This window comes from Rhodococcus ruber (assembly GCF_027270735.1).
Lineage (GTDB): Bacteria > Actinomycetota > Actinomycetes > Mycobacteriales > Mycobacteriaceae > Rhodococcoides > Rhodococcoides rubrum_A.
The window spans coordinates 257,138-276,638 of sequence record NZ_JAPWIJ010000007.1; the positions used below are offsets into that span (position 1 = coordinate 257,138).

17 protein-coding genes are annotated in these 19,501 nt (G+C 63.6%); 11 read left to right on the forward strand and 6 right to left on the reverse strand.

What is annotated here, in order from left to right; translation table 11 throughout:
• Positions 1-2 precede the first annotated feature (2 nt).
• Together car and O4220_RS18115 are read left to right on the forward strand one after the other, a co-directional pair.
• The gene (gene car, locus O4220_RS18110; RefSeq protein WP_269606722.1) at positions 3-3,530 is read left to right on the forward strand and encodes a carboxylic acid reductase; all 3,528 of its coding nucleotides are present in this window, start codon (positions 3-5) and stop codon (positions 3,528-3,530) included.
• A 70-nt stretch (positions 3,531-3,600) separates the two neighbouring features.
• The gene (locus O4220_RS18115) at positions 3,601-3,897 is read left to right on the forward strand and encodes a DUF503 domain-containing protein (protein ID WP_269606724.1); all 297 of its coding nucleotides are present in this window, start codon (positions 3,601-3,603) and stop codon (positions 3,895-3,897) included.
• 15 nt (positions 3,898-3,912) lie between these two features.
• On the opposite strand, the gene O4220_RS18120 is transcribed toward O4220_RS18115, so the two are convergent.
• Complete coding sequence (locus tag O4220_RS18120) at positions 3,913-4,476, reverse strand: dihydrofolate reductase family protein (RefSeq protein WP_269606726.1); 564 nt, start codon at positions 4,474-4,476, stop codon at positions 3,913-3,915.
• Positions 4,477-4,555: 79 nt separating this feature from the next.
• Between O4220_RS18120 and O4220_RS18125 the strand changes: the two genes are divergently transcribed.
• From O4220_RS18125 to O4220_RS18135, 3 genes are read left to right on the forward strand one after another with little or no spacing between them, the layout of a single operon-like run.
• Entirely contained in the window at positions 4,556-5,716 is a 1,161-nt protein-coding gene (locus O4220_RS18125) for an NAD(P)/FAD-dependent oxidoreductase (RefSeq protein ID WP_269606728.1), read from the forward strand.
• Positions 5,717-5,735: 19 nt separating this feature from the next.
• On the forward strand, positions 5,736-6,053 hold the full coding sequence (locus O4220_RS18130; protein WP_269606730.1) for a hypothetical protein: 318 nt from the start codon (positions 5,736-5,738) through the stop codon (positions 6,051-6,053).
• A 58-nt stretch (positions 6,054-6,111) separates the two neighbouring features.
• Complete coding sequence (locus O4220_RS18135; protein WP_269606732.1) at positions 6,112-6,531, forward strand: VOC family protein; 420 nt, start codon at positions 6,112-6,114, stop codon at positions 6,529-6,531.
• Between the two features lie 18 nt (positions 6,532-6,549).
• Here O4220_RS18135 and O4220_RS18140 read toward each other — a convergent pair whose 3' ends face one another.
• The 3 genes from O4220_RS18140 to O4220_RS18150 are packed head-to-tail and all read right to left on the reverse strand — an operon-like array spanning position 6,550 to position 10,039.
• A complete protein-coding gene (locus tag O4220_RS18140) occupies positions 6,550-7,821 on the reverse strand; it encodes an MFS transporter (RefSeq protein ID WP_269606734.1) in 1,272 nt (423 codons plus the stop codon).
• Between the two features lie 25 nt (positions 7,822-7,846).
• Entirely contained in the window at positions 7,847-8,467 is a 621-nt protein-coding gene (locus tag O4220_RS18145; RefSeq protein WP_269606735.1) for a GyrI-like domain-containing protein, read from the reverse strand.
• Positions 8,468-8,524: 57 nt separating this feature from the next.
• Positions 8,525-10,039 carry an EAL domain-containing protein gene (locus O4220_RS18150; RefSeq protein WP_269606736.1) on the reverse strand — a complete coding sequence of 505 codons (1,515 nt, stop codon included), beginning with the start codon at positions 10,037-10,039 and terminating at the stop codon, positions 8,525-8,527.
• Between O4220_RS18150 and O4220_RS18155 the strand changes: the two genes are divergently transcribed.
• From O4220_RS18155 to O4220_RS18170, 4 genes are all read left to right on the forward strand, one after another.
• Positions 10,022-11,305: a serine/threonine-protein kinase gene (locus O4220_RS18155; RefSeq protein ID WP_269606738.1), complete on the forward strand. Its 1,284-nt coding sequence runs from the start codon at positions 10,022-10,024 to the stop codon at positions 11,303-11,305. The genes O4220_RS18150 and O4220_RS18155 overlap by 18 nt on opposite strands.
• A 28-nt stretch (positions 11,306-11,333) precedes the next feature.
• Positions 11,334-12,656, forward strand: coding sequence for a flavin monoamine oxidase family protein (locus O4220_RS18160; protein ID WP_269606741.1), 1,323 nt, complete (start codon positions 11,334-11,336; stop codon positions 12,654-12,656).
• Positions 12,657-12,879: 223 nt separating this feature from the next.
• Positions 12,880-14,943 (forward strand): AMP-binding protein, encoded by a 2,064-nt coding sequence (locus O4220_RS18165; protein WP_269606743.1) that lies wholly within the window; start codon positions 12,880-12,882, stop codon positions 14,941-14,943.
• Between the two features lie 569 nt (positions 14,944-15,512).
• Positions 15,513-15,737, forward strand: a complete 225-nt coding sequence (locus tag O4220_RS18170) for a hypothetical protein (protein ID WP_269606745.1) — start codon at positions 15,513-15,515, stop codon at positions 15,735-15,737.
• A 7-nt stretch (positions 15,738-15,744) separates the two neighbouring features.
• Here O4220_RS18170 and O4220_RS18175 read toward each other — a convergent pair whose 3' ends face one another.
• Entirely contained in the window at positions 15,745-16,164 is a 420-nt protein-coding gene (locus O4220_RS18175; RefSeq protein WP_269606747.1) for a hypothetical protein, read from the reverse strand.
• A 396-nt stretch (positions 16,165-16,560) separates the two neighbouring features.
• On the opposite strand from O4220_RS18175, the gene O4220_RS18185 reads away from it, so the two are divergent.
• Entirely contained in the window at positions 16,561-17,229 is a 669-nt protein-coding gene (locus O4220_RS18185) for a response regulator (protein ID WP_269606749.1), read from the forward strand.
• Between the two features lie 7 nt (positions 17,230-17,236).
• Here O4220_RS18185 and O4220_RS18190 read toward each other — a convergent pair whose 3' ends face one another.
• Positions 17,237-17,608, reverse strand: coding sequence for a response regulator (locus O4220_RS18190; protein WP_269606751.1), 372 nt, complete (start codon positions 17,606-17,608; stop codon positions 17,237-17,239).
• 72 nt (positions 17,609-17,680) lie between these two features.
• Here O4220_RS18190 and O4220_RS18195 point away from each other — a divergent pair, with 72 nt between their 5' ends.
• On the forward strand, positions 17,681-19,498 hold the full coding sequence (locus O4220_RS18195; protein WP_269606753.1) for a sensor histidine kinase: 1,818 nt from the start codon (positions 17,681-17,683) through the stop codon (positions 19,496-19,498).
• Positions 19,499-19,501 lie beyond the last annotated feature (3 nt).

The window sequence follows — 19,501 nt, forward strand, 5'->3', positions numbered from 1 at the left end:
GCATGACGCACACATTGGCCGTCGACAGCCGACAGGATCGAGAGAGCAGGCAACGCAGTCGATTCCACGAGCTGCACGAGTCCGACCAGGAGTTTCGAGCCGCCGAACCGGACAGTGCAGTTGCGGACGCCGCCCAGGAGTTGTCGCCCAATCTGGCCCGCGTCGTTGCCGAGATCATGACGCGATACTCGGACCGGCCGGCGCTGGGCAGCCGGGCTCGAGAAATCGCCCGAGTCGACAACGCAAACACTCTTCGCCTGCTCCCTCTCTTCGACACCATCACCTACGGGCAAGCCTGGAACGACGCCGGCGCACTGGCCTCGGCTCTGACTCACGACGCGGTCGGAATCGCTCCCGGTGACTTCTTCGCAACCCTGGGATTCGCGAGCGCCGAGTATGTCATCGCGGAGTTGGCCACGATTCGGCTCGGCGCAATAGCCGTTCCGCTGCAGGCCGGTGCCACCGCGGGCCAGCTCTCGGCCATCGCCGCCGAAGTCGAGCCCGTCGTCCTCGCAGCCGATGTCGACAATCTGTCCGTCGCGGTCCAAGTCGCCACGCAGTGCAGGTCCATCAGACGAATCGTCGTCCTCGACTACGACGCTGCACTCGACGTGCACACACGGATCATGAAGTCCGCACATAACGATGCCGAGCAGGTCGGGGTTGTCATCCGGCCCCTCACCGAGCTGGTTCGCGACGGTGAGCAACTACCGGAGGTTCCACTACCCGATGCCGAAGATCCCGACCGACTCGCGACACTGATCTACACCTCCGGCAGCACCGGAACTCCCAAAGGGGCGATGCACACCGAACGAATCGTCTGCGGAGCCTGGACCGGAGCCTGGCACCACACCGGAGCTTCCTCCGAATCCGTGGACCGGCCTGCTTTCCCCGTGATCACTCTCGACTATCTTCCGATGAGTCACCTGGCCGGCCGTGGCCTCGTCTTTTCGACGCTCGCTGCCGGCGGGACGGTGCACTTCGCCGGAGCCAGCGACCTGTCCACCCTGTTCGACGACTTCGCTCTGGCTCGGCCCACGATGGCGCTGTTGATCCCCCGAGTGTGCGAAATGATTCGACACAACGTTCTCGCCGAGATCGACCGAGAGGTCGAGCGCTCCACGGTAGGAGACGAAGACGCCGTACGGCGAGATGTTCTGGGGCGCTACCGGAACGAGCAATTCGGCGGCCGCATCCTGGCGGCGATGGTCGGCACCGCACCGATCGCGACGGAGGTCAAGGATTTCGTCACCGAGCTGCTCGATATTGCGGTCCGCGACAACTACGGCTCGACCGAAGCCGGAATGGTGCTGCACGATGGCGTCATCGCGCGTCCACCGGTGATCGAGTACAAACTCGACGACGTACCCGAGCTCGGCTACTTCTCCACCGACACCCCGCATCCGCGCGGCGAACTCCTACTCAAGACCTCGTCCATCATTCCCGGGTACTACAAGCGCCCGGACGTCACCGCGGACGTGTTCGATTCCGAGGGCTTCTATCGCACCGGAGACGTCGTCGCCGAGATCGAGCCGGACCGACTTGCCTACGTCGACCGCCGCAAGAACGTTCTCAAGCTGGCCCAGGGTGAGTTCGTGGCCCTTGCCCGTCTCGAGGCCGTGTTCGGTACCAGCGACCTGGTCGACCAGATATTCCTCTACGGCAACAGCCAACGCGCGTACCTTCTGGCCGTCGTCGTCCCGGCTCATCCGGATACGACCACCGCCTCGATCATCGAATCGCTGCAAGAAATCGCTGGTACGGAATCGCTCAATTCCTACGAAATTCCGCGGGACGTGACGATCGAGCACCAGCCGTTCACGCAGGAGAACGGTCTGCTCTCCGGTGCCGGGAAGCAACTACGGCCGAAACTCGTCGAACGCTACGGTGCCGATCTCGAGCGTCGCTACGCAGAACTCGAGTCGGGTCAGAACGAACGCCTACGCGAGCTTCGACGCAGCGGTGCCGACGCCCCGGTGCTGACCACCGTCGGCGATGCGGCACAGGCACTGCTGGGATGCGACGGATCCGACGTCCGACCCGACGCCCATTTCAGTGATCTCGGTGGAGACTCGTTGTCGGCGTTGACGTTCTCGACGCTCCTGCGGGACATCTACGGAGTGGACGTCCCGGTGGGAGTGATCACCGGGCCGGCCATGGATCTGTCTGCCTTGGCCGACTACATCACCTCGGCCCGGGACAACGATTCCGACACAGCAACATTCGCCTCGGTGCACGGACGCGACGCCACGGTTGCGCACGCCTCCGACCTGCGCCTGTCTGCCTTCCTGGACGAGTCGCTCCTCGATACTGCTCATCATGTTTCGGGCCCTCGCACCCGAACCGAAACGGTGTTGCTGACCGGTGCCAACGGATACCTCGGCCGCTTCCTCTGCCTGGAGTGGCTCGAGCGTATGGCCGAGGTCGGCGGAACTGTGGTGTGCTTGGTTCGCGGACGCTCCGATTCCGACGCGCGTTCCCGACTCGATGCAGCGTTCGACAGTGGAGACACAGAGCTGTCCGCTCACTACCGAGCTCTGGCAGACTCTGCGCTCGAGGTCGTGGCAGGAGATCTGGGCACGCCTCGATTCGGCTTGGGCCACGACGAGTTCGCGGCTCTGGCCGAGCGGATCGATCGCATCGTTCACCCCGCTGCGCTGGTCAACCACGCTCTTCCGTACGAGCACCTGTTCGGTCCCAATGTCGTCGGTACGGCCGAGGTGATCCGGCTCGCGCTGACCGACCACGTCAAGCCGGTGACCTACCTGTCGACGGTCGCCGTCGCTGTGGGCGTCGACAATTTCCGGGAGAACGGCGACATCCGCATAGACAGCCCCTCGCGAGCTGTCGACGATTCGTACGCCAACGGCTATGGCAACTCCAAGTGGGCCGGTGAAGTGTTGTTGCGCAACGCATTCGACGAATTCGGCTTGCCGGTGTCGGTCTTTCGCTCCGATATGATCCTGGCGCACAGCACGTGGTCGGGGCAGCTCAACGTACCGGATGTGTTCACGCGTCTGATCCTGTCGGTTGTGGCAACCGGCCTGGCTCCCAGGACGTTCTACGGCACAGGAACCGGTGCGCCGACGGACGAAAGTGGGCGTCCCCTGGCCCATTACGACGGGCTTCCCGCCGATTTCAGCGCCGGTGCCATCACGACGATTGCGGGTGCCGAAGTCTCGGGCTACCGAACTTTCGACATCCTCAACCCACACGACGACAACATCTCGCTGGACACGTTCGTCGATTGGATCCGTGAGGCAGGTCGCGACATCGAGATCGTCGACGACTACGACGAATGGTTCGAGCGTTTCAGCGCTGCAGTCGAGGCTCTTCCGGAGAAGCAGCGATCGCACTCGCTGCTGCCCTTGATTCAGTCGTACGCGCAACCGCAGCAGCCGTCGTCGGGTGCGATGTTGCCGGCGGACGAGTTCGCTGCGGCCGTAGGGGAGATTCCACACCTCGGGCGTGGACTGATCGAGAAGTATCTATCCGATCTCGTGGCCCTCGGACTCGTCGGCAAACGCTGAAGCATCTCCCGATGCGGGCCTCGTGGCCCGCATCGGGATGTGGCCACCCGGACGGTAAGGTCATAACTCTATGTGGATTGGATGGATAGAATTCGACTTTCTTCTCGGCGATGTGCACTCACTCAAGGAGAAACGCTCCGTTGTTCGGCCGGTGATCTCTGAGATGCACCGCAAATTTGCGGTATCCGTCGCAGAGACCGACCATCGTGAACTGCACCGGCGAGCAGGTATCGGCGCTTCCGTCGTGGCGGGCGATCTCGATCATGTCACCGACGTTCTCGACCGCATCGAGCGGGCTGCGGCGTCACGGCCCGAGCTTCAACTCGTATCGGTTCGTCGGCGAACCATCCGAAGCGACGATATCTGAGGCCTGCCCGACGGACTAACGGCGGACGTCGAACACCTGTTTCTGAATTCCGTTTCCGTAGACCTCGTGTTCGACCAAGTCGAGATGCGTGGTGTCCTTGTCTGCTGCACTGAACAGGCGCTTGCCCGCACCGAGCAGGAGCGGAAAGACGAGCAGGTGGTATCGATCGACCAGCCCGGCGTCGGCCAGACTCCGGCCCAGCGTGGCGCTACCGTGCACGGAGATCGGGCCACCGTCGGTGTTCTTGAGCTCGGCTACATCGTCGATACTGCGCAAAATGGTTGCAGGCCAACGTGAATCGTCCTGCTCCAGCGTGGTCGAGACCACATATCTGGGCATGGCATTGTATTCGGCGAAATCGTCCATCGTCGGCCAGATCGGCGCGAATGCCTCGTACGAGGTGCGGCCCAGTAGCAGCGCCGACGCTTCGCTCTGCTCACGCCCCTTGATTTCGTATGCCGCCGGGTCGAACTCGATGTCCTGGAACGTCCACCCGGAGTTGCGGTAGCCAGCTTCGCCACCGGGTCCTTCCATTACGCCGTCGAGCGAAACGAACGCGGTCACGATCAGAGTGCGCATTGGCGGTCCTCACAGTCAAGGGTGTCGGGTGCCGGAATCGTAAACCATGCAGTGCCGGTCGACGGATACCATTGTCGGCATGATCGGCACCGTCCCCACCGACATGTCCCGTCCGGCGTGGGATGACGATCCTGCGGTGTCGGGTTGGCGGGGCTTGCCCACGTTGGACGGCGACTGCTCTGCTGACGTCTGCGTCGTCGGTCTCGGTGGTTCGGGTCTGGCCGCTGTCGCCGACCTCGTCGACCGCGGACTCGATGTGGTCGGGATCGATGCAGGGCGAGTCGCAGCCGGTGCTGCGGGTCGAAACGGCGGCTTTCTGCTGGGCGGCCCCGCAACGTTTCTGCACACCGCGTTGTCGATGTGGGGGCCGTGCGCCGTCGATCTCTATCGTGCGACCCTCACCGAGATCGATTCGTTGGAGGCACTCCTCGGGTCGTGCGTGATCCGCCGCACCGGGTCTATCAGGCTTGCGGGCGTCCCGGATACGCAGGCCGACCCCGCCGATGCGCGGGACTGCTCGGATCTGGAGAAGTGCCTGCGCGAGAACAACATTGCCGTCGAACCGTATTCGGGCGAGCTGGGGCACGGCATCTTGCTGCCCGATGATGCGGTGATGAATCCTGCCCGTCGTGCAGTCGGAATGGCGGCGGCGCTGGCCGGTCGCGCCAGGCTCCACGAGTACACCCCCGCGGTTGGCATCGAACCCGGAGCGGTGACGACGCCGACCGGGGTGATCCGCTGTGGTCTCATACTGGTTGCCGTAGACGGTCGCCTCGAACGCGTACTCCCCCAGCTCGACGGTCGAGTTCGGACGGCCCGCCTCCAGATGCTCGCCACCGCTCCTGTCTCGGCGGGTCGGTTGCCGTGCCCCGTGTACGGACGGTGGGGATACGACTATGCGCAGCAGGACGCGTCGGGACGGCTGTACGTCGGGGGTGGCCGCGACTTGTTCGCCGAGGAAGAGTGGACCTTCTCCAACGAACCGACGGCCCGAGTGCAGAATTACCTCGACTCGCTCGCCGAGTTGTTTGCCGGTGAACACGTCTCCGTGAACGCCCGGTGGGCAGCGTCGGTGGGGTTCACCGCGGACGGGCGCCCGCTGTGTGGCTACGTCGATGACGGAGTGATCGCGTTCGGTGGCTACAACGGAACCGGCAATCTCGTCGGGCCGGTGACCGCTCGCGCTGCTGTGGCCCTCGGACTGGACGCAATCGAGGTTCCGACGTATCTGAGCAGCTGACCCATGGCAGTGTGTACTCATGGCTGACGAACCGGAACGCACCGAAGACGGCCACTACGTTGTCATAAAGGGGCGACGTTGGCGCGCAACGGATCCCGACATACCCGAGGATCGAAACGCAGAACTGCGGTCGATTCTCATGGCTTGGCGCAGGGAGGTCAAACGTACGTCGGGTGCCCCGGAGTCTCGCGCGGGTGTGCAGGCAACCAAGGTTGCTCTCGGTGAACGGGGAACACCGTGGTGGGAGCAGTCCGAAGACGAGCGACGGGCTCGATGGGAGTCCGAAATTCCCAGGCCGGGAGATACCGATACCTCCTCCGGTGACTTTTCGTCGTAGCGCCGGTCTACCGTTTCGACGGATGCCGTCGGTGCACATCAGCGAAAAGGAGCCTGTCATGTCCATTCTCAATCCGTATCTTTCGTTTCGAGACAACGCCCGCGAGGCCATGGAGTTCTACCGGTCCGTCTTCGGGGGCGAGCTCACTTTCACCACGCTCGGCGAGGCACACGCAAGCGAGGATCCCGCCGACGAGAACAAGATCATGCACGGCCAGTTGACCACTTCCAACGGATTCACCTTGATGGGTGCCGACACACCGTCCTCGATGGAACACACTCCCGGTAGCGCGATGAGCGTCTCTCTCAGCGGCGACGAGGAGGACGAATTGACGGGGTACTGGAACAAGCTGGCCGTCGACGCGCAATTCACGATGGGCCTCGACAAGGCTCCGTGGGGCGATACGTTCGGCATGCTGACCGACAAGTTCGGTGTGCAATGGATGGTGAACATCGCGGGATCCACACCCGGTAGCTGAGCGCAGGCGCAACCGTCCCTAGCCGGCGAAGGTCTTCGGAGGAATCACCTGCCGGAGACCTTCGGGGCCCCAACCCCGGTCGAGCGCGACAAGCAATGCTGCGCAGCCGATTCCGGACAACACCAGGGCAGAACCGAACATTGCTGTGTAGCCGAACAGGTCTCCCACCACACCGGCTGCGATTCCTGCCGCTCCTTGCGCGAAGACGACCGCACAGGCCATCAACGTGTAGTCGCTTCCTGCGAAACGCTTCTCCGATGCGTCCATCATCAGCGCGAACACCGCGACCGTGGCCGCGCCGCCGAGCACGTGCTCGGTGATGTTCGCCGTGATCAGTAGTGGAAATCCACCAATGCCGAGGGATGCGATGACGTACAACGCGAGGCTCATGGTCTGGCTCACTCCGCCCACCAACAGCGCCCGGCGACGTCCGTGCCGGAAGGTCATCCACGCCCCGAGGGCAGCACCGCCGAGCGCGGCCACCGAAGAGAGGCCGCCCTCGACCAACGCGATCTGTGGCAGCGACAGTCCACTGTCCGACAGAAACGGCCCCACCAATGCCGATCCCATCGAGTTTCCGAACTTGAACCCGATGATCAGCAGTATTAACGCGACCATGCCGGGCCTGCGGAGCCTGGACCACCATGCAACCGCAAGCCGAGCCGGCGATTCCGACTCGGCGCGCCGATCGGAAGCGGCATCCGCAGCGTCGAGTTGCCTGCGCATCCACCACACCGGGACAGTCGTCAATACGATGAGCAACGCCATCGCGACGAACAACACCCGCCACCCGGCAAAGGTGAACAGCCACAACAGCAGTCCACCGCCACACACCATTCCGATTCGATAGGCACCGACTTGGAGGCCGTTGCCCAACCCGCGCTGCGCCGTGGTCAGCGTTCTGACAGCGATGCCGTCGGTCGCGATGTCCTGCGTGGCCGAGAGAGCGTTCATGACGAAGATGCCGACGAACAACCAGCGCAACGTCGACGACAGGTCGAGGAACGACAACGCCAGAGCCACCACCGCGGCCGAACACTGCAGCGACAGCAACCAACGCCGTCTGGATCCGTAACGATCGACGTACGGTGCCCAGAGAAACTTCAGCGCCCAGGGCAGAAACAGCACACCGGTGGCACTGATCTTCACCAACGAGAATCCCGACTCCCGCAGCACAACCGGGAGTGCCTGGGTGAAGAATCCGAACGGCAGTCCCTGCGCAAAGTAGAGAGCCCCGAGCAAGGTGAGGGTTCCGGCAGTGAACGACGCCGGACGCACCGCATTGGTCATGTCGGACATCGTGTCAGAGCGTCGTCTACCCCGCTGAACGCACAACCGGTTGGCGGAGAACGGTGCGAAGCTTCGCGGGCTCGACCCGGCGCGGATCGCTCAGGTAGATCTCGTGGTGTCTGCCGGTCATCGTCAATCCGGAATCGGGAATGTACCTATCGTGAAGTTCGGCCAGCACCGTAGTCTCGTCGTCGTAGGACCCGATATGCAGTGTCTGCACGCAGAGTCCCTCGTTCAGGGTCTCCATCCGAACGCTGGTGGACGCCTCGGATTTGCCTTTCGCGCCGGCGGACGCCACTGCGGCCTCGAACATCGTTCGATCGATCCAGTCGGGCACCAGGATCATGACGGTCCAGTTCCACTCGGCCTTGTTGCGGTCCGTGGTGAACGACGCCATGTCGTCGGCCCACCACAGCGCCTCGAGCGGCGGGACGACGTAGTCGCGGTCGAGGCCCTTCTTGCTGGCGAACTTCAGCGCGTACGCGACGGGGTAGAGAGCGGCGAGCGCGTCCGCATACTCGGGCGCGGTGTTCGGGTCTCCGTGCCCGTCGATCATCAGATAACTCAGCGGCGGCACAACAAGACTGCGAAAGACGTTGTGCCGCGCGGAGTACGAGTCGAGCGTCTTCTTGAAGTCGATCTTCACACGCTCACCTTCGCCGACGAGTCGGATGGCGAACACCCTGTATGTGATGGCGGACGATCATGGAGTGGGCCGAGCAGGAATTCGCCTGAGAAGCACCGTGGCCGCATCGAGTACGACGTCTCGGTCGTAGGTCAGGCGGTAGTCGTAAAGCGTCTTTCCATCGGGCGTGACACCACACTCGACAGCGATCAACGCCACGCTCGACATCGGTGCCACGATCACTGTCGAACGCTCCATGGCCAACGGCTCGTTCTCCCCGACCGACACCGAACGAAAGCGGTGCTGCATCAGCGATTGATCGGAGCCGAAAACTGCCACAAGAGCGGAACGCGCGGCCAGGTCGTCGAAGAGGGCTGCACGCGCGGGCGTCAGCCGGTTCGACACGTCTGCGGTCGCCAACACGATCGTCGACGGTCCGGTGCCGAACGCGCTCGCCAGCAGGCTGTTTTCGATAGCTTCGAGAAACGTTGCCTCGGCATGCCTGCGGGCACCGAGCTGGTGGGTGAGTCCGAAGGGTGTCACGGCGACCGGAGCGCGGACGGTGACAGTTGCATTCAGCTCGAGCGAATCGACAGGGCGGGATACGCCCCCGAAGTTCGGCAGCGGCCCCGGAGCACCGTAGAGGAAACCTTGCCCCAGAACGGCACCCATGTCGCGGGCACAGCTTTCGTGTGTGTCGGTTTCGATTCCCTCGGCCAACACCAGGGCGCCGGTGCGTTCGCCCTCGGCAGCGACGGCAGCGACTATGGCGGCGGTCTGGTCGGTCGAACGCTCTTGCACGAGGGCCATATCGAGCTTGATCACGTCGGGACGTAGCAACGGGATCAACGCCAGACTGGACGAGTCTGCACCCACGTCGTCGATAGCGACCCGCCAACCCATGTTTCGGGCATGCTCGGCCGCCCTCAGCAGACCGGCCGGATCGCCCATCAGGTCTCGTTCGGTGATTTCGACGGTGATCGACAAGCGCGCCGCGTCGACGATCAGCGGTAGGAGGTGTCCCGGTGGCGGCGTGTCGAGTGCGGCGGGTTCGGCATTGACGAACAGCGTCAGCTCGTCGGGGTAACCGGCCTCGACTGCACCGTGCAGGGCGCTCGCTCTGCACCGCCAGTCGAAGTCGGTGGTCACACCCTGCTCTCGTGCGGCGCGCAGGAGTTCCTGCGGAGCAATGGACGGACCGTCGCCGCTGGTCCGCACGAGGGCTTCGTACCCCACCACGGCGCGGTCGTCCAGAGAGACTATCGGCTGGTAGGCCGACGTGATATCGGTCGACATCGGCGAGATCTGCGCATTCGTCGATTGGGGACGCATGGGTAGGACCTTTCCTCGCCGCCTGCTCGATCTGTCCCCCACCCGGTGAATCATCATGCCCGACGGAACCACGGTGTCGACAACCCACTGCACTCCGAACGACGATTCGTTGGTTATAAGGTGCTCGGAGTAGTCGACGAACGGCGGTGAATCACGTTGGAAGAGGATGCCCGTTCTCGCGCTGCTCAGGATCGTCTGTTCGCGGGTCGATATCGATTGGGCGAAGTGCTGGGGCGCGGCGCGATGGCCGACGTCGTGCATGCAGAAGACCAGGTTCTCGGCAGGTCGGTGGCGGTCAAGATATTCCGCCACGGCGAGCCGGTGGACACAGTCCGACGGATCGACGCGGAGATTCGAACGCTGGCGTCGCTGTCGCACCCGGGTCTGGTGACGTTGTACGACGCAGGGACTGCGCCGGACTCCACAGGAATTCCGTCGCCCTACCTGGTGATGGAATTGATCGACGGCCCCACGCTGAACAGCTTTCGTCAGAACAGATCGATGCACGCCGTTCACGTCGCGCGCATCGGAAGCGAGATGGCGGAGGCGCTCGCGTACATCCACGACCGAGGTGTGGTGCACCGCGACATCAAACCAGCCAACATCCTGATCGCGCAGGCCCCGGACTCACGTGCGGGTCAGTGCGTCAAGCTGGCCGATTTCGGCATCGCCCGCATCGTCGACTCCGAGCGACTCACCGAGCACGGCACCACGGTCGGCACCGCGCACTATCTCAGCCCGGAACAGGCGACGGGTACGCCCGCTGGCCCGCCTACCGACATTTACACGCTCGGCCTCGTTCTCATCGAATGCCTCACCGGCACAATGGTATTCGAGGGCAGCGCGGTGGCCGCCGCGGTGGCGCGACTACACCGTGATCCCGCCGTTCCCGAGCAGCTCGGGCCGGAGTGGCACTCGCTGCTGACGGCTATGACGTCGCGGCAGCCAGGGGATCGCCCGGACGCAGCTGCGGTCGCGCACCGACTGCGCAGGATCCTCCGAAGTGCGACCCCGCTCCCCCCGACTGCCGTGATGCCAGTCGAGCGCACGAACGTCGTTGCGGCCGCTGGTCCGGTTGGCACCGCACACCATCCTCAGCGTCGACGGCGGATCGTTCCTGGGGCGGCCGCGCTCGTCCTCGCGCTGGGAGCGGGGATCATCTGGATCGCGTCCAGCGCGGGTGACGACCCAGGTCAGGTGCCTGCTTCACCGGCTACGCCGACGCCGACACGGAACGAGTCGACGATCGCCGTACCCACGACGCAGGTGCCGAAGCCTCCGGTAACCACCTTCGCGAACCCAACCGACGCCGAGATGACACCGACGTCGAATCCGGTGCTGATCCAGCCCGCCGCACCAGCCGCACCACAGCCGAACGACAACCCTGGGAACGGCAATTCGGGCCCCGGCAACGGAGGCCCCGGCAACTCCGGCAACGGCAATTCGGGCCCCGGAAACAGCAATTCGGGTCCGGGAAACCCCGGCAACGGCAATTCGGGTCCGGGAAACCCCGGTCGAGGCAACTGAGCAGGCCCACCACGTGATCGGAGCAGCTATGACCCATTTCGACACGATCGTGGTGGGAGCAGGGATATCCGGTGCTACCGCAGCCAGGATTCTGCACCGTGCAGGTCGGCGAGTTGTCGTCCTCGAGGCTCGCGATCGCGTGGGCGGTCGTGTCTGGACGGTCCGCGGCGAGGTCGACACCCTCGACGTCGGTGCGTCCTGGATTCATGGGATCGACAACAACCCCGTCGCCGACGCCGTGCGCGCTTTCGGTCTGCGGACAGCCGAGTTCACCGTGGGCAGCTATCAACCGGATGGTCGACCCATCGCGTACTACTCCCCCACCGGTGTCAGATTGAGCGAGTCCGCGGCCGCACGGTTTGCCGCCGACGTTCACGACTTCGACGAACGGTTCGCCAGGACCATTGCCGAATCCCCTCCACGGACATCGTTCGGTGATGCGGTGGAAGCGACTCTGACTCGATTGGATTGGGACAGCGACCGCCTGAACCGAGTCCGCGAATTTCTCGGCCACCGAGCCGAGGAACAGCTGGGGGTAGCCCAGGGAGATCTCGACGCACACGGTTTGGACGACGACGCCATCGACGGCGACGAAGTCGTATTTCCCGACGGTTACGACGAACTCGCGGTCCGTCTCACCGAGGGACTGGACGTTCGACTCGCGCACGAGGTCTCGCAAGTCAGCTGGGGTGAAGACGGAGTGGTCGTGACAACCGCAGCAGGCTCCTTCTCGGCTGATCGCGCCGTGGTGACAGTGCCGATCGGGGTACTGAAGTCGCCGGATTTCGGCGTCGAACCTCCGCTACCAGAACCTGTTTCGGGTGCGCTGGACCGGCTCGCGATGAACGCCTTCGAGAAAGTGTTCCTCCAGTTCCCAGTCAAGTTCTGGGACCCTGACGTCTACGCCATACGGCAGCAGGGCGAGGCCGGGCGTTGGTGGCACTCGTGGTACGACGTGACACAGCCGGGTGGCAGGCCAACTCTTCTGACCTTCGCAGCGGGGCCGTGTGCACAGGAGACCCGACACTGGTCGGACGAACGTATCGGGGACTCGGTCGTCCACACGTTGCGCGGCATCTACGGCAACCGCGTCGTCCCGCCGAACGGTGTGTATGTCACACGCTGGCAGGACGATCCGTTCTCGTACGGTTCGTACTCCTACATGACAGTCGGTTCGCAGACGCGTGATCACGACGATCTCGCCACGCCGATCGGAGATGTGCTGCATCTTGCGGGCGAGGCCACCTGGACCGACGACCCGGCAACGGTCACTGCTGCGATGAAGTCGGGACACCGCGCTGCAGAACGAATCCTGGGCCGCACCGTTGCGTTCGGCGACGTCTGGACCTAAGTCGGACGCGCCAGAAGTCTCGCAACGATCGGGCGCTGTGGGTTCATACCGAGTTGTCGGCTGTCGAGAACCGAGTTCGGCCGATTCCACCCCCGAAACCGTGCACCGGGATTACCATAGCGATTTCATCCAGGCGGATGACCCGTTCCAAGCGCTCGCCGCCATCCCCTGGTCGGTGCTGATGCGGCGTTGTCGTCCGCCTCGGCGGGTACAGGGGTGGGGAATGGTTTCGGACGTCATCGACTGCAAGGTTGTGTTCGCACACGACCTCGAGCAGGTATGCGAGGTCTTGAGCGCGGTCGAGTTGTTCCCACGCTATTTCCCCGGTCTCGAATACTGCACGTTGCGTGACACCGCCACCGGGTACCGATGCGGCGTCGGCGGCGTCGAGCACAACCTCGAGTTCGTCGTGAACCGGCGCAATCAACCGATCATCACCATCGAGCACGTCGAGTCCGGTGGCTTCATCAGATTCACCCTCAGCAGACGATCGGCCGGCGAGACGAAGATAGATGTCACCGTGTTCAAGGCAGGTCTCGGCGGGGCCTACGCGCCCCAGCCCGAACACAACCGCGCGGTGGTCGACTGGGTCTTGGGAGGCCTTCGCAGACTGGAGAATTCTCTTTCCGGCACCGCTGACTCCATTGTCTCGAACAGCGGCGACTTCCGGTCGCTGCAATTGGCAATCCTGAAAACGATGGTGGGAACGGGCGTCGTCCGTGCCGCACGTCCCGACCGCGCGTACCGGCAGTTGAACTCGCTGGCGAAGTGGGGCTTCACATTGGGAGGCGGATTCGCGGCCGCTACGGCGAAGTCACCGGACGAGATAGCCGTTGTCGACGACCGAGGGACCCGTACGTTCGCGGAGATCCACCACCGGTCACACCGCATCGCAGCAGGTCTCGATGCATCAGGGATTCGTCCCGGGAGCACGGTCGGAATTCTGGCCCGCAACCACTCGGCCATGATCGAATGCACTGTCGCGTGCGGCATGCTCGGAGTCGAGGTCGTGCTTCTCAATACCGGCCTCGCGGCGCGGCAGATCGAGACTATTGCCGCCCGCCACGAGCTCCGAATGCTGTTCGTCGACGACGAATTCGACTCGATGGTTCGCTACCTGCCGGACGACGTCACCCGAGTAAGTCTCTCTTCTCATACCGCCATTCCGCGGCGGCGCACCCTCGAGCATTTTGTCGCACCGCCGTCCGCCACCTTCGCACGGCCGGATCGTCCCGGGTCGGTCGTCGTGTTGACATCAGGGACCAGCGGGTCGCCCAAGGGCGCGCTCCGCCCCACCCCGAGGGGTTTCGGCACCATCGCCGCCATGTTGTCTCGGATGCCTCTCAAGACGAACGAGCGGATGCTCATAGCAGCACCCATGTTTCACAGCTGGGGGCTCGCAGCCTTGCAGATCAGCACTTCGTTGCGAGCCACGGTTGTGCTCCAGGATCGATTCGATGCCGAAGACTGCCTGCGCGCAGTCGAGGAGAATCGATGCACCTCGTTGATAGCCGTACCTATCATGCTGCAACGAATACTCGATCTGCCCGAGTCGGTGCGATCCCGTTACGACACCTCCAGTCTGCGCGTCGTCGCCTGTAGCGGTTCCGCGCTGACCGGGTCGACAGTCAGCCGCTTCATGAACGTCTTCGGCGATATTCTCTACAACTTCTACGGGTCCACCGAGGTCTCGTGGGCCACGATCGCCACACCTGACGACCTACGCGCGTCACCTGGCACCGCAGGACGTCCGCCGCTCGGCACGACCATCGCTGTGCTCGACGCCGAGGGCACGGCCGTGCCGGTGGGAAGCCTCGGCCGCATTTTCGTCGGTAACGACATGCTGTTCGACGGCTACACCAACGCCGAACCTCCGCCCACCGCGTCTGCGCGTGGAGCCGCCTTGATGGACACCGGAGATCTCGGGTACATCGACTGCAACGGGCGGTTGTTCGTGTGCGGCAGGGACGACGAGATGATCATTTCCGGTGGCGAAAACGTATTTCCGGGACCAGTCGAGGATGCAATCGCCAATCTCCCCCAGGTCGGCGAGGTCGCAGTTGTCGGTGTGCCCGACAGCGAGTACGGACAACGTCTTGCAGCGTTCGTCGTCGGCCGCGGTGCGGCAGGACTCGATGCAGACATGGTGCGTGCCTACATTCGAAACCGGCTGAGCCGCTTCTGCGTTCCACGAGACATCACGTTCCTCGACGAACTCCCCCGCACTGCGACCGGCAAGGTCATCAAGAGAATGCTGATCGAACCCCCGACCGCCGCCGGAATGTGAACCCTGTGGGCCTACGACCGACCGGATTCGCCTCCTGACAATCGTCGAAACAACATTCCTCGACGCCGACGAACGCGAGCTGCACCGCAATTACCAGCACCTGAGAACGGGTGGCTACCCGGCAGCTCTTCCTCCGATGCGTTGCAGCTTCTCGGCAACCTCGCCGCCGCCGAACATCGTAGTCAGTCGTTCTGCTCGACACTTCGGTACTATCTCAGTTGTTTGACTATTCAGAATCTGAGACTGTTTGCCGGAGTCAGCAATGACGTGAGCACTCCGAGCAGCCGATACGGGAGGGCGCGAATCGAAATGCCACAGCAATCCGAAGAGCCTCACGGAAAGAATTCCACCCAGAAACGCCCCGAACATTCGTCCTTTCTCCAGCTGTTCCTCGAAGCCACTCGCGAGGAACAACCACCCGGCGACTACGCGTCCACGCACGACGACGCATCGACTGGTCGTCACTGATCGGTTCGGCAGCGTTCTCGAACTCGACAGATCCATCGGCGTTTGACAGCGGCGCGATGATGTCCGACGGTAGGGAGTACGGACGAACAGGGAGAGCAACTGTGGACACTGCGTTGGTGGTCGCCGCCGTCGTCGCGGTTCTTGTTGTCTTCGTCGCGATCGCGCGCTTACTTCGCGCCAGGATGCGAAGCGGACGCTTTCACGGAATCGAAAGCTCGGTCGGCGGTTCGGCGTTCATGGGAGCTACACGCACACCGGGGATCGCCCCACCCGATCGCGGCGATCCCCGTACGGACTCAGGTCGACCCGACGCGTCGCCGGAGTAGGTCACCCCTACGGAACGGACACCGTGGCCAGGCCCGGAGTGATGATGCCGCCGCGCGAGACAATCGTGATCGCAACCTGACCGGGACCGGTCGCCAGGGTCGCTTCAGGAGCGAAGCCCTGCAGGCCCGCCGAAGTCACGGCGGTGCCGACCGCCCCGCTCGACAGGTTCACCCAGTACACCTGGGACGAGATGAGGCAGCCCCACCCGCCTTCTTTACCACCGGTGATTCTGATCGTGCCGGCCTGCTCTCCGACGACAGCGATACATCGAACCGAGGGCGCATCGAAACTTCCGTTGGGATTTCCGAACGGCGCAGGGTTGATCTGAAATGGTACTGCTGTCGCCGCGGACGCAGTACCCACCGTCGCCAGAGCCGACCCGAGGACAATTGATGCGAAAAATACAAGTGCACGAACATGTTTCATGTAGGCAGCCTCCAAGGGTTCGGTAAGCGAGCGTGTTCGATACTCCACCCCCTTCATCGCTGGAACAAGGGTCGCGGCCGAATCGAGACCTCGCCTGTCTGCGCCTGACATGATCTGAAGGCACCCAGCAGACGAAGGACGCACTGCAGGATTTCGTCACCGACACCGTGTGGGGAGGTGTGTGGACGCGCCAGGGACTCGATCACCGCAGCCGCAGTCTGCTCGATCTCGGAATTCTCATCGCGGAGCACCGGCCGCGCTGACGACGATGCGAGTTGTGCAGAAAGTGCTCGACGCCGAACTCGGACCGCTCGATACGGCAGGCAAGTCGAACGCCCGATGACGGCGCATCATGTCGCTTAAGATTGTGCGATTCGACGCAGTTCAGGGAGCGTGATGTCCGAAATCGAAGTCGTGATCGCCGATGACGACGTCCTGTTGCGTGAGGGCATGTCCAGCCTGCTCACGGAGGCGGGTTTGAGCGTCGTCGGCCGAGCCGGCGACGCCGAGGAACTGCTGGCGCTGCTCGACCGAGACCAACCCGACCTGGCCATCATCGACATCAGGATGCCTCCGACGTACACCGCCGAGGGGCTCGACGCAGCATTGCGCATTCGATCCGAATTCCCGGATGTTGCGTTGTTGCTACTGTCCGCCCACGTCGAGGTGGACCATGCTCTGGAACTACTCGACAGCGGGAACAACGGCGCAAAGGGGATCGGATATCTGCTCAAGAGCAGGGTGACCGATGTGGCCGATTTCGTCTCCACGATTCGTCGCGTCGCCGCCGGCGCATCCGTCATCGACCCGGCTCTGGTCTACGAATTGGTGGCGGCGAAACGTCGCGGAGACCCGCTGGGCGCGCTGAGTGGCCGAGAACGCGATGTCCTCACATTGATGGCCGAGGGACTTTCCAATGCCGGTATCGGTCGGCGGTTGTGGATCACCGAGGGAACCGTCGAGAAACACGTGCGCAGCATTCTCACCAAGCTCGATCTGGCGGAGACGGCCGACGACCATCGGCGAGTACGCGCAGTGATCCTCTACCTCGACACCGTCGGATGACACCCGGTCATCGGCTCAGCATGGTGTCGATGGCGGCGGCCGAAAGTTCGAACTTGGAAAGGAACCCGACGGCCGAGCTCATTTCCACCAGGTCCACGAAGTCGTCCTCGTCGTGCGTGGACACCAGAATGATCGCCGGCTTCGGTGTGAAGACCAGCGAATCGAGTGCTTCGACGACGTCGAAGCCGTTGTCCGTGCCGAGATCGATATCCACCAATACCAGACTGGGGTGCGTCGACTGTGCGGCGCGAATTGCGTCGGGCAACGTCGATGCCGTTCCGACCACGACGATGCCCGCCGACTCGAGCAGCCGACTCGCAGCGACGCAATACGCGTCGCTGTCGTCGACTATCAAACACCGCAGGCCAAAAGACGTCACTCCATCGAGGGTGTCAGAAATCGCGGGGGCCGGCATTCCGGCTAACGGTACTTTCGCCTCCCGGGTTCGACGATGACTGGCGAGATCGCACTCCGCGATCGGCTCACGACGCTCGTTCTTCGGCCGAGCTCGCCACCGGTGGCGTGGGGCGCAGTGCTGGCCGCTGCGTTGATCGTGGCCGAGGTATTCATCGTGCTGCTCCTCAAACGAGTTGCCCCCGAGAACGCCTTCGGAGCCATCTTCCTGTTCGGCGTTCTGGTGGTGTCGGCGGGTTGGGGCTTCCGATTGTCGATAGCAACGTCAGTGGCAAGCGCTGCCGCATACGCCTACATCCACGTCATCGAAAGCAGTGAAAGCCTGGTCCCTGCGGTCATCGTTTTTCTTGTGTTGGCACTGCTCACCAATATGCTCGTCGGCCAATCACGATTGCGCGCAGCCGAATCCGATCAACGGCGCCGTGAAGCAGACTTGCTCGCATTGTTCGCGCGAACGATGTTGCGCTCGGACTACACACCCGAGATGCTCGACGCCGCCAGCAGCCGACTGGCTGCTGTGCTCGACCTGCCCTACGCGGCGTTGGGGTCCGAAGACGCTCCCGTGTCGGCGGATCAGGAGAAGACCCTGATGCACGACGGGCCCGTGGTGACGGCGTCCCTCGTCGTACCCGCCAATCTGGATCCGACGGTGTCTCGCCGTATCCGACGGGTCGTGCCATCGATCGAGGCTCTGCTGGCCGCCGCGCGCGAGCGGCAGGACATGCACGGCCGTACCGTCGCGCTTGCACGACAACAAACTTCGCTGCGACGAGTTGCCACCTTGGTCGCGCTGCGAGCCGAACCCGACGATGTGTTCGCGGCCGTCGCACACGAACTGGCCGACGGTCTCGACAACGAACACGTCTGCGTGGTGCGGTACGCAGAGAGTTACTACACAATCGTGGCCCACCGCGACGATGTCGAACGGTCACTGACCGTCGGCGACCAGCTGCCGCTCGGTGGACGAAATGTCGCCACTATCGTTGCAGAGACGGGCCGGCCCGCGACCATCGACTTCACCACTGCGACAGGAGACATCGCGGCTCGGCTGGAAGGTCGAGGAATTCTGCAGTCCGAGGGCGTACCGATCTCCGTGGACGGTGCCACGTGGGGAGCAATCATTCTCGGCACCACCACTGTTCGGGACTTCGTGGGCGACGGCGTGCGAGATCGATTGACCGACTTCGCCGACCTCATCGCCACCGCCGTCTACAACCACGACACACGGCTCCAGCTGACGCGGTCCCGATCGCGTGTCGTTGCGGCGGCAGACCAGGCACGACGCGGCATCGAACGTGACCTGCACGACGGCGCGCAGCAACGAATAGTCTCGTTGGGAATGGAGCTGCGTGTTGCTCAGGCTGCGGTTCCCCGTCACCTCGGCGAATTACGGGACAGCTTGGACCGCAGTGTCGAAACGCTGTCTCAGGTGCATACGGATTTGCGAGAGCTCTCGCGCGGCATCCACCCCGCGATACTCTCCCGCGGTGGGTTGGCCCCCGCGCTGAAGACCCTTGCACGGCGCAGCCCTGTGCCCGTCTCCCTCACCACCGATATCCCCTCTCGATTGGACGAATCCGTGGAGGTAGCGGCGTATTACGTTGTCGCCGAGGCGTTGACGAACACCGCGAAGTACGCCGGTGCCACGGACGTCGAGATCACCGCGCGCGTGATCGACGAGAACCTCGAGCTCACGGTGGTAGACAACGGTCGGGGTGGCGCGGATCCGAACAACGGGTCGGGTCTGATCGGCCTGCAGGATCGGGTGGCCGCGGTCGGTGGGGCTCTGACCATCTCCAGCCCACCCGGTGTCGGCACGGTGATCTCGGTAGGGATCGCCCTCACTACCGGGTAGCCG